This is a genomic window from Lentzea sp. NPDC037011 (assembly GCF_055607425.1).
The window spans coordinates 149,494-160,108 of the sequence record NZ_JBVJRT010000007.1 but is presented as its reverse complement, the minus strand read 5'-3'; the positions used below and the strand labels follow the sequence as shown (position 1 = coordinate 160,108).

Genomic DNA, 10,615 nt, shown 5'->3' with positions numbered 1-10,615 from the left:
GCTCCGGTGCCGACCAGCGGACCTAGTCGGGTGTGGCAACCGCCGGTAAGGGAAGATGTGCGCCATGACCACCGCCGACAACGGTTTCGCCGACCTGGGGCTGCGGCCCGACATCCTCAACGCGCTCACCACGCTGGGCTACGAGGAGCCGACGCCGATCCAGAGCGAAGCCATCCCACCGTTGCTGGCGGGCCGTGACCTGCTCGGCCAGGCGGCCACCGGTACCGGCAAGACGGCGGCGTTCGCGTTGCCGCTGCTCGAACGCATCGCCGACCAGATCGGCAAGAGCGACAAGCCGCTCGCGCTGGTGCTCGCCCCGACCCGTGAGCTGGCGGTGCAGGTGTCGGAGGCGGTGCACCGCTACGGCCGGCACCTGGGCACGCGGGTGCTGCCGATCTACGGCGGCCAGCCGATCGGGCGGCAGCTGCGGGAGCTGTCCCGCGGTGTCGACGTGGTGGTCGCCACCCCCGGCCGTGCCATCGACCACTTGGGACGCGGCACGCTGCAGCTCGACGCGCTGCGGATCGTGGTCCTCGACGAGGCCGACGAGATGCTCGACATGGGCTTCGCGGAGGACATCGACGCGATCCTCACCGAGACCCCGGCCGACCGGCAGACGGTGCTGTTCTCCGCGACGATGCCGCCGCGCATCGACCGCATGGCGAAGAGCCACCTGCGCAGCCCCGAGCTGATCCAGATCGAGCGCGAGAAGACCCAGCCGGGCGAGGCGCCGCGGGTGCGGCAGACCGCGTACCTGGTGCGCCGCGAGCACAAGCCGGCCGCGCTCGGCCGCGTGCTGGACGTCGAGTCGCCGACCGCCGCCGTCGTCTTCTGCCGCACGCGCGACGAGGTCGACCAGCTCACCGAGACGCTGAACGGCCGCGGCTACCGCGCCGAGTCGCTGCACGGCGGCATCAGCCAGGAGCAGCGCGACCGGGTCATGGCGCGACTGCGCTCCGGCACGGCCGACCTGCTGGTGGCCACGGACGTCGCCGCACGCGGTCTCGACATCGAGCAGCTCACGCACGTCGTGAACTACAACGTGCCGTCCGCGCCCGAGGCCTACACCCACCGCATCGGCCGCGTCGGCCGCGCGGGCCGCGAGGGCGTGGCGATCACGCTGGTCGAGCCGCGCGAGAACTCGATGCTGAAGACGATCGAGCGGGTCACCAAGACCAAGATCCCGGTCGAGAAGGTGCCGACGGTCGCCGACCTGCGCGCCCGCCAGCTGGAGCTCACCCGCTCGTCACTGCACGAGTCGCTGCTCGAGGACGACCTGTCGCGCTTCCGCGTCGTGGTCGAGACGCTGGCCGACGAGTTCGACGTGATGGAGATCGCGCTCGCCGCCGTGAAGCTCGCGCACGAGGCCTCCGGTGCCGCCGCGGACGAGGAGGAGATCCCCGAGGTCCGCCCGCGCGAGGACCGCCCGCGCCGCGACGGTGCCCCCGCCGGTCCCCGCCGGGAGCGCCGCGGCCCGTCCGAGGGCATGACCCGCCTGTTCCTGGGTGCCGGCCGCTCGTCGGGCATCCGCCCGCAGGACATCGTGGGCGCGATCACCGGTGAGACCGGCCTGAAGGGCCGCGAGATCGGCGCGATCGAGATCGCGGACCGGTTCTCGCTGGTCGAGGTGCCCGGCGAGGCCGCGAACGACGTGATCACGCAGCTGCGCGACGCGACGATCAAGGGCAAGCGCGTGACCGTGCGCCGGGAGCGCCAGCCCCGCTAGGGCCGGCGGGCTTCTACCAGGAAGCGCGTCGAGGTGCACGCGAACTCGCCGTGCGCCTCGATGTGCTCGTGCATCGCCTTGAGCCGTTCCCGGTACCCCTCGACGGTGAAGCCGGGAACGGTCCACAGGACCTTGCGCAGGAAGTGCACCACCGCGCCGACGTCGAAGAACGCCACCCGCAGCGCCACGGGTTCGAGCCGCAGCACCTCCAGCCCGGCGGCCTCGGCGTCCCGCCGCGCGCTCTCGGTGCTGCGCGCCTGACTGACCGGCTGCGGCCCCATCATGAAGTCGGTGAGCTCGCGGTTCGTGCCGGCCCCGATCTGCTGCGACAGGTAGGTGCCACCGGGCCGCAGGACCCGCGCGACCTCGGCCCACGGCGTCACGACCGGGTGGCGGCTGAGGACGAGGTCGAACGCGGCGTCCCGGAACGGCAACGGCCCCTCGTCCGGCACCCGCAGCACTGCGGCGCCGGGCAGGTTCCGCCGCGCCACGGCGGCGTTCGGCGCCCACGACTCGGTGGCCACCAGCACCGGCGGCTTGACCGGCGCGGACGCCGTGACCTCTCCCCCGCCGGTCTGCAGGTCCAGCGCGGTCCCGACCCGCGCCAGCCGTTCGGCGATCAGCCCCGCGTAGCCCCACGGCGGTCGTTCCTCGGTGGCACGGCCGTCGAACCAGGAGAAGTCCCAGCCCTCCAGCGGTACCGCCGCCCCCTCGGCGACCAGCTCCTCGAACCCCATGACCGCAGATGCCACCACATCGGGCCGGTGCCGGCCACCGAATACAGCGGCACCTGCCCGTGCGCGAGACGCCCGCGTCCTCATCGTCCCGTGCACTGCCCCGGACAGGTGCCGCAGCGAGGACAACGACCGAACGACCGCCCGGTTACGCCTTTGAGACGCAACTCCAGCGACCGTCCGGCCTAGTCACCCGATTCAGTCCCGCAGGCGGTAGGCCCGGAGCACGGTCTGGTCCACCGAGCTGACCCCAGGACACTCCGCGACCGGTGCGGCGGGTTGCGTCAGGCGCCGCGATAGGTGCCGAAGCTCCAGCGGTTGCCCTCGGAATCAGCCACGGTGAAGCCGCGCGACCCGTAGTCCTCGTCGCGCAGCCCGCGGATCTCCGTCGCGCCGTGCGCCAAAGCCTGGGCGTGGATCTCGTCCGGGCGGTCGGTCACCACGTACACGGACGCGCGGCCGGCGGCGGTCGCCCCTGGCTCGCCGGCGGACCGCTGCGCGGATCCGAGCATCACGCCGCCGCCCTCGGGCCAGACCAGCTCGCAGTGCACGACCTCGCCGTCGGCCAGCCCCGGCACGACGAGGTGTTCGCGGAAACCGAAGCCCTCGACCAGGAACCGGATCGCGGCGGGTGCGTCCCGGTAGGTCAGCGTGGGCCAGCAGGTGGGTGCGGGTGTCGTCATGGGACTACCTTGCGACGTGCGGGCCCTCGCTGCCTTGGACGAATGGAAGCTCGGCCGTGATCCACTCGGTGGGCGTGGCCCCGCACAGCGCCCGCCAGTCCCGGTTGAGGTGCGCCTGGTCGGCGTACCCGCAGGCGGCGGCCACCTCGGTGAGCGTGGGCCTGCGTTCGCCGCGCAGCATCCGGTTCGCCCGCTCGAACCGCATCACCCGGCTCGCGACCTTCGGCGTGAGCCCGTACTCGGCGGCGAAGCGGGCGCTGAGGTGCTGGCGGCTCCACCCGACCTCCGCGGCGATGGCACCGACCCCGGCGCCGTCGGCGAGCCGCTGCCACGCCCACGCCACCTCCACCTGCTGCCGCACCGGCCGCAGCAGCCCGCCGAGCACCCGGTCCAGGTGCGCGAACCGGTCCAGCCACGTCGGTGCGGCCCGCAAGCGCTCGCGCAGCTCCCCGGCGGGCGCGTCGAGCGCGTCCAGCCCGACGGACACCCCGGCCAGCTCCCCCGCGGGCACCCCGAACAACGCCCGTGCGCCCAGTGGCGTGAGGTCGCACTGCACGCCGTGCTGGAACCCGTCGTGGGTGATGAGCACGGCCTCGTCGTGCAGCCCGCCGCACAACGCGGAGAAGCGGCCCTCCGGCAGGTCGACCGTGCCGTCCAGGGTGACGACGAGCGTGAGCGACCGCGAGGGCAGGCCGCGGTGGGTGCCGGGCGCGGTCCGCATCCGGTAGCCGGAGTACCGCGTCACGAACGGCCGCAGCCGCGGGTGCGGCAGCCCGACGACGTGCTCGACGTCCACGCCCCAATGGTAAGCACCGCCGCACTCCTCCCCCTCCCTGCCTGCCCCGGCATCTGCAAGGGGGATGCGGGGTCTAGAGCAGGCGGCGCCGCACCCGCCACACCACCACGCCGAGCAGGACCGCCGCGACGGTCGCGAACAGGGCCGACTCGATGAGCTGGAACGTCCAGAACCGGTCGGCGGGGTGGTAGACCTCGAACCGCTGGACGCCCCGCTCGTGCAGGAACTGGTTGAGGTTGGTGCCGGCCCGGTCGGCGCTGTCCTCCAGTGCGAGGTACTCGGTGGAGCTCAGCCTGCGCCCGGTGGCGTCCGCGTAGCCGCGCTCGACCGTCCAGTCGGCGAAGCCGGGTGCGGCCCGGTCCTGGGAACCGCCGACGGGGACCGGTTTCGTGGCGGTGAGCGGTGTGGCGTACGCGGGACGGGCCAGCAGCGCCACCGACATCCGGGCGGCGAGGAACGCACCGAACGCGACGCCGAACGCGGGCAGGCTGCGCCGCAGGACCGCACCGGCGGCGGTGGCCACGCCGAACGCGAACAGCGCGTACGCCACCGGGACGAGCCCCTGCAGGTCGAAGGCGTCGTACTGGAACCGCCCCTCCCACGCGTCGAACGGCCGGCGGAACCACGTGAGCACCGCGGTGAACAGGCCGGTGAGCGCGACGGTGACGCCGGCCAGTGCGAGGAGCTTGGCCGCGAGCCAGCGCATCCGCGGCACGGCCTGCGTCCAGGCGAGCTGCCAGGTGCCGTCCTCCAGTTCGCGCGCGAGCAGCGGCGCCCCGAGGAACGCGCCGATGACGACGGGGACCAGGTAGAAGGCGGCCAGGAGGTTCTCGACGAACCCGTACTCGTCGTCGAGCCGGCGGAACGCGGCCGTGCAGGCATCGCTGACACCGGCCTGCCCCTCGCACCGGGCGGGACCGCCGGGGAACAGGTCGTGGGCCTGCGTCCCGAGCACGAGCAGGGCGATGCCGAACGCGCCGACGAGCAGGCCCAGGACGCAGACCTCGGTCCGGTGCTGGCGCCAGAGCAACCACGTCATGACGCCCCCACCGGCGTGACCGCGGCACCCGGCTCCGACGGCCGGCTCAGGTACGCGAGCACCAGGTCCTCCAGCGCGACCGGCCGGGCCTGCCACCCCGGCGCGACCGGGAGCCCGCCGTCGCGGACCAGCAGGGTCGTGTGCCGGTCGCTGTGGACGGCCTCCACGACGGTGCCGGCCCGGTCGAGGTCGGTGGCCGTGCGCGGGCCGACGAGCAGCCGGTGCTCGGCGAGCAGGGTGTCGATGTCGCCGGTGAGCGTGACCCGGCCCTGGTTGAGCACGACCAGGTGGTCGCAGACGCGTTCCAGCTCGTGCACGACGTGGGACGAGAACAGGACGGTCACGCCTCCTTCGGCCACCGCGCCCATGAGGACTTGGAGGAACTCGCGCCGGGCCAGCGGGTCGAGGCTCGCCACCGGCTCGTCGAGCACGAGCAGGTCCGGCCGCTTCGCCAGTGCCAGTGCCAGCGCGACCTGGGCCTGCTGCCCGCCGGAGAGCGTGCCGGTCCTGCGGTCGAGCGGGATGCCCAGCGCCGCCAGCCGGCGTTCGGCCAGCCCTTGGTCGAACCGCAGGTTGCAGGTCCGGCCGAAGCGGAGCATCTCGGCGACGGTGAACCGCTTGTACAGCGGGTGGTCCTGGGCCAGGAACCCGATCCTGGACAGGGTGTGCGGGGTGCTGGCGGTGACGTCGTGGCCGAGGACCTCCACCGTGCCGGTGCTCGGCGCCAGCAACCCGACGACCAGCCGCAGCAACGTGGTCTTGCCCGCGCCGTTCGGCCCGACCAGGGCGATCACGCCGCCCGCGGGCAGGGACAGGGTGCAGTCGCGCAGCGCCCAGCCCTTCCGGTACCTCTTGCCGACACCGTCGGTGCGCAGCGCAAACCCGGCTGCCGTCACGCCACGTCCTCGTTCCTGACCTGCTGGTGCACCGAGGTGAGCAGCGCGGTGACCGCCTGCTCGTCGAGGCCCGCCGCGTAGGCACGGCGCAGCCAGGTCGCCAGGCCGCGGCGCAGCGACGTGTACGTCGAGGCGGGCATCACGGGCGACTGCTGCTCGTTGACGAACGTGCCCTGGCCGGGCCGGCCGGTGACCAGGCCCTCCTGCTCCATCTGCCGGTACGCCTTGGCGACGGTGTTCGGGTTGATGGCCAGGTCCTCGACCACCTCGCGGATGAGCGGGAGGCGGTCACCGGGGTGGAGGAAGCCCAGCAGCACCGCCTGGCGCACCTGCTGGACGAGCTGCAGGTACGGCGGCACGCCGGAGTGGGTGTCGAGCCGGAAGACGAACACGGGAGCTCCTTACTGCTTTGCTAGTACCATAGTAAAGCAGTAAGGGGCTCGCTAGAACAGCTCGTCCAGCACGAGCAGCGCGGCGCCGACGGGCACGAGGTCCGGGCCGTGCGCCGACACGCTCACGTCCACACCGGCCAGTGCCCGCAGGTACAGCTCCGGCGACTCCAGGACCCGCCGTCCACTGAGGACGATCTGGTCGAGGTCCAGCAGCTGCACCAGGTTCACCACCGCGGCCGCGAGCACCCGTGCCGCCTCCGTCCCGGACACCGCCGCGTTGTGCACCGCCTCCACGCACCCGCGCCGCCCGCACACGCACAGCGGGCCGTCGAGCTGGATCGTGGTGTGCCCGAACTCGCCCGCCCCCGACCGCGCGCCGCGGTGCACCTCGCCGCCGAGCAGCAGACCCATGCCCAGGCCGGTGCCGGCGAACACCAGTGCCGCGTCGCGCAACGGCCGGGCCCACGCCTCGGCGAGCACGGCCGCGTTCGTGTCCTTGTCGACCACCACGGGCAGTCCCAGCCGTTCCTCGGCCAGCACCCGCAACGGCACCGCCGACCAGCCGGGCAGCCCGTTCGGGGACACCACCCCGTCGCGGAAGTCGAGCGGGCCCGCGATGGCGATGCCCAGGCCCAGCACGTTCCCGCCCGGCTCGACCAGCGGCGCGAGCGCGTCCAGCACGTCCGCGGGCGCGAACATCGGCGCGAGGGGCACGACCGACGACGACACCTGCGCGCCGGTGAGGTCGAGGCGCACGACCCGCAGCTCGTCGCGGTCGACGTACGCGCCGTAGGCGCAGGCACCGTCGGCGCGCAGCCGCAGCGACGTCCGGGGCTTGCCGCGACCGCCGCCGCGCACGGTGCCGGTCTCCTCCAGCAGGCCGGCCGCCAGGAGCCGTGCCACGATCTTCGACACCGCCTGCGGGGTCAGCCCGGCGCGGTCGGCGATGTCGGCCCTGCTCAGAGCCCCTGAGCGCACGAGCCCGAGCACTGTCCGGTCGTTGTGCGAGCGCACTGCGGCGAGGTCCACCTGGCAATTATGCAACAGCGTTGCTTTAATCGGGACCATGACACGGGCAGGACTGCTGGGGTACGGCATCGCGGGACGCGTCTTCCACGCCCCGCTCATCACCTCGACCGAGGGCATGGAGCTCGCCGCGGTCGTGACGGCGAACCCGGAGCGGCAGGCGCAGGCGCGCGCCGACCACCCCGGGGCGCGGATCGTCACCGCGGACGAGCTGTTCGCCATGGACCTCGACCTGGTGGTGGTCGCGACGCCGAACCGGACGCACGTGGAGTACGCGCGGCGGGCGGTCGAGAAGGGCGTCGCGGTCGTCGTCGACAAGCCGTTCGCACCCACGAGCAGCGAGGCGCGGGAGCTGGTCGACGCGGCCCGCGCGAAGGGCGTGCCGCTGACGGTCTTCCAGAACCGCCGCTGGGACAGCGACTTCCTGACCGTCCGGGAGGTCGTCGGGCGGCTGGGTGAGGTCCGCCGGTTCGAGTCCCGCTTCGAGCGCTGGGTGCCCGAGGTCTGGGACAACTGGCGCGAGCGGGGTGCGCCGGAGGAGGCCGGCGGGCTGCTCTACGACCTCGGCGCCCACCTCGTCGACCAGGCCCTGGAGCTGTTCGGGCCGGTCCGGCACGTCTACGCCGAGCTCGACCTGCGCCGCCCCGGCGTGCGGGTCGACGACGACGTGTTCGTGGCGCTGACGCACGAGAACGGCGTCCGCTCGCACCTGTGGGCCAACGCGCACGCCGCCCACCACGGGCCGAGGTTCCGCGTCCTGGGCAGCGAGGGCGCGTTCGTCGTCGACGGCCTGGACGGGCAGGAGGACGCGCTCGCCGCCGGTGGCCGCCCGACGGACCCGGACTGGGGCGCGGAGCCCCGCACCGGCCGGCTCGGCGTGCTCGGCGACGCCACCGAGGTGCCCCTCGAACACGGCGCCTACCAGCACTTCTACCGCGAGCTGCAGGCCGGGCGGATCCCGGTCGACCCGGCAGGGGCCGTGCACGCGCTGCAGGTCATCGAGGCCGCTTTCACGTCCGCACACGACAACCGGGTGGTGACCCTGTGACCAGCGAAGAGCTCTTGGCGCAAGAAGAACGGCTGCAGTTCGGCTCCTTCGACAACGACACCGCGATCGAGCTGGGCCTGCACCTGCTCAGGGCGGCTCGCGAGCAGGGCCTGCCCATTGCGATCTCGGTGTGCCGTGGCGGGCACCGCCTGTTCCACGCCTCCCTGCCCGGCACCGCGCCGAACAACGACCGGTGGCTGGAGCGCAAGGCCCGCGTGGTCGAGCTGTTCGGCCACAGCTCGTTCCAGGTGGGCACGTCGTTCCGGGAGAAGGGCACGACGTTCGAGGCGGCGTCACGGCTCGACCCCGACCGGTACGCGGCGCACGGCGGCGTGTTCCCCGTGATCGTCCGCGGCACGGGGCCGGTGGGCACGGTCGGCGTGTCCGGCCTGCCGCAGGCCGAGGACCACGCGTTCGTCGTCAGCCAGCTGGAAGCTTTCCTGAACGCCGCGGGAGCGCAATAGCACGAATGACGTCCGGCCCAAAACCGGGTTTTCGCCGCAGTGTGCGACGAGTTCCCGGGAGTGGCATTGACGCACACCGCTTCGGGTGGATTTCGATTGCATTCGAAGCGGTTTCATATAGCAGGGTACTGCCGTCCACCAATACCACAATGGAGTGGTCTTACAGGACCAAACGAGTGACAGCTTCGGAACTCCGAAGAATCAAGCCTCTTCACTCTTCTGCCGATACCACGATCGCCGGTACGGCAGAAGTTGTACCCTGCGTAGCACCCATAGGCGTAAACCACCCACCCGAATGTCGCCTTCTTGGCCGCTTCCCACTTCTCATCCGCGAGAACTAACGTCCATTCCGGCCTTTGTCGGATTGGTCCATCAGCGCATTGAGATAGGTGGGTGCAGGTTGTGACTGTGACGGATTCTGACCTCAATGAGGGCCGTCAGCAGCTGAGTTTGGGTACGGCCGCCGCTCGTAATCTGGCCACGACCACCAAGTCCGTACCCCAGATGCAGGGAATCACCTCCCGCTGGCTGCTCAAGGTGCTGCCCTGGGTGCAGGCGGCGGGTGGCGCCTACCGCGTCAACCGGCGCCTCACCTACACGCTGGGCGACGGCCGCGTCTCGTTCACCAACACCGGCTCCGAGATCCGGGTCATCCCGATGGAGCTCACGGAGCTCGCGCTGCTGCGCGGGTTCGACGACGACGCCGTGCTGGCCGCGCTGGCCGGTCGGTTCCAGCAGCGCGAGTACCGCGTCGGCGACGTCATCGTCGAGCAGGGCCGCCCGAAGGACCAGGTCGTGCTGATCGCGCACGGCAAGGTCGACAAGGTCGGCACCGGCGAGTACGGCGGCCAGACCGTCCTGGGCAACCTCGCCGACGGCGAGTACTTCGGCGAGACCGTGCTCGCCGGGCCGCAGGGCGAGTGGGAGTACACCGCGAAGGCGGTCACCCCGGTCACCGTCCTGACCCTGTCGTGGGAGGACTTCCAGGCCCTCAACGGTGAGGCCGGCGGCCTGCGCGCGCACATCCAGCAGGCCTACAACAGCCGCAACAAGCCGCAGAACAAGCACGGCGAGGCCGAGATCGACATGGCGGCCGGCCACGACGGCGAGCCGGTGCTGCCCGGCACGTTCGTCGACTACGAGCTCTCGCCGCGCGAGTACGAGCTGAGCGTCGCGCAGACCGTGCTGCAGGTCCACACCCGCGTCGCGGACCTCTACAACCACCCGATGGACCAGGTCGAGCAGCAGCTGCGGCTCACGATCGAGGCCCTGCGCGAACGCCAGGAACACGAGATCGTCAACAACCGGTCGTTCGGCCTGCTGCACAACGCCGACCTCAAGCAGCGCATCCACACCCGCACCGGCCCGCCGACCCCGGACGACTTCGACGACCTGCTCTCGGTGGTGTGGAAGGACCCCTCGTACTTCCTGGCCCACCCGCGCACCATCGCCGCGTTCGGCCGCGAGTGCAACAAGCGCGGCGTCTACCCGCAGCACATCGACTTCAACGGCCAGCAGGTGCCTGCCTGGCGCGGCATCCCGGTGCTGCCGTGCAACAAGATCCCCATCTCGGACACCCGCACGTCGTCGGTGATGCTCATGCGCGTCGGCGAGCAGAACCAGGGCGTCATCGGCCTGCACCAGACCGGCATCCCCGACGAGTACCAGCCGGGCCTGTCGGTGCGGTTCATGGGCATCAACGACCAGGCGATCATCAACTACCTGGTCAGCGCCTACTACTCCGCCGCCATCATGGTGCCGGACGCGATCGGCGTGCTGGAGCACGTCGAGCTCGGTCGCGAGGGGTAGGT

General features: G+C 72.0%; 11 protein-coding genes. 4 read left to right on the top strand and 7 right to left on the bottom strand.

Annotation, left to right across the window (positions count from 1 at the left end):
• The first annotated feature begins 64 nt into the window (after positions 1 to 64).
• A complete protein-coding gene (locus ACZ7CH_RS23005; protein ID WP_360396346.1) occupies positions 65 to 1,726 on the top strand; it encodes a DEAD/DEAH box helicase in 1,662 nt (553 codons plus the stop codon).
• Here the strand turns inward: ACZ7CH_RS23005 and ACZ7CH_RS23000 are convergent.
• The 7 genes from ACZ7CH_RS23000 to ACZ7CH_RS22970 all read right to left on the bottom strand — a co-directional run bounded on the left by ACZ7CH_RS23000 (position 1,723) and on the right by ACZ7CH_RS22970 (position 7,295).
• Positions 1,723 to 2,463 (bottom strand): class I SAM-dependent methyltransferase, encoded by a 741-nt coding sequence (locus ACZ7CH_RS23000; RefSeq protein WP_470374796.1) that lies wholly within the window; start codon positions 2,461 to 2,463, stop codon positions 1,723 to 1,725. The genes ACZ7CH_RS23005 and ACZ7CH_RS23000 overlap by 4 nt on opposite strands.
• 281 nt (positions 2,464 to 2,744) lie before the next feature.
• Positions 2,745 to 3,143, bottom strand: coding sequence for a VOC family protein (locus ACZ7CH_RS22995; RefSeq protein WP_470374795.1), 399 nt, complete (start codon positions 3,141 to 3,143; stop codon positions 2,745 to 2,747).
• Positions 3,144 to 3,147: 4 nt separating this feature from the next.
• Entirely contained in the window at positions 3,148 to 3,939 is a 792-nt protein-coding gene (locus ACZ7CH_RS22990; protein ID WP_470371218.1) for a helix-turn-helix domain-containing protein, read from the bottom strand.
• Between the two features lie 73 nt (positions 3,940 to 4,012).
• Positions 4,013 to 4,978 carry an ABC transporter permease subunit gene (locus ACZ7CH_RS22985; RefSeq protein ID WP_360396336.1) on the bottom strand — a complete coding sequence of 322 codons (966 nt, stop codon included), beginning with the start codon at positions 4,976 to 4,978 and terminating at the stop codon, positions 4,013 to 4,015.
• Positions 4,975 to 5,874 carry an ABC transporter ATP-binding protein gene (locus tag ACZ7CH_RS22980; protein WP_458431325.1) on the bottom strand — a complete coding sequence of 300 codons (900 nt, stop codon included), beginning with the start codon at positions 5,872 to 5,874 and terminating at the stop codon, positions 4,975 to 4,977. Before ACZ7CH_RS22980 ends, ACZ7CH_RS22985 begins: the two co-directional genes overlap by 4 nt.
• Positions 5,871 to 6,266, bottom strand: a complete 396-nt coding sequence (locus tag ACZ7CH_RS22975) for a GntR family transcriptional regulator (RefSeq protein ID WP_360396332.1) — start codon at positions 6,264 to 6,266, stop codon at positions 5,871 to 5,873. Before ACZ7CH_RS22975 ends, ACZ7CH_RS22980 begins: the two co-directional genes overlap by 4 nt.
• A gap of 51 nt (positions 6,267 to 6,317) precedes the next feature.
• Positions 6,318 to 7,295, bottom strand: coding sequence for an ROK family transcriptional regulator (locus ACZ7CH_RS22970; protein WP_470371220.1), 978 nt, complete (start codon positions 7,293 to 7,295; stop codon positions 6,318 to 6,320).
• A gap of 37 nt (positions 7,296 to 7,332) precedes the next feature.
• Between ACZ7CH_RS22970 and ACZ7CH_RS22965 the strand changes: the two genes are divergently transcribed.
• The 3 genes from ACZ7CH_RS22965 to ACZ7CH_RS22955 all read left to right on the top strand — a co-directional run bounded on the left by ACZ7CH_RS22965 (position 7,333) and on the right by ACZ7CH_RS22955 (position 10,613).
• Positions 7,333 to 8,340, top strand: a complete 1,008-nt coding sequence (locus tag ACZ7CH_RS22965; RefSeq protein WP_470374794.1) for a Gfo/Idh/MocA family protein — start codon at positions 7,333 to 7,335, stop codon at positions 8,338 to 8,340.
• A complete protein-coding gene (locus tag ACZ7CH_RS22960) occupies positions 8,337 to 8,804 on the top strand; it encodes a heme-degrading domain-containing protein (protein ID WP_360396326.1) in 468 nt (155 codons plus the stop codon). Before ACZ7CH_RS22965 ends, ACZ7CH_RS22960 begins: the two co-directional genes overlap by 4 nt.
• A gap of 402 nt (positions 8,805 to 9,206) precedes the next feature.
• Positions 9,207 to 10,613, top strand: coding sequence for a family 2B encapsulin nanocompartment shell protein (locus ACZ7CH_RS22955; protein WP_360396324.1), 1,407 nt, complete (start codon positions 9,207 to 9,209; stop codon positions 10,611 to 10,613).
• Positions 10,614 to 10,615 lie beyond the last annotated feature (2 nt).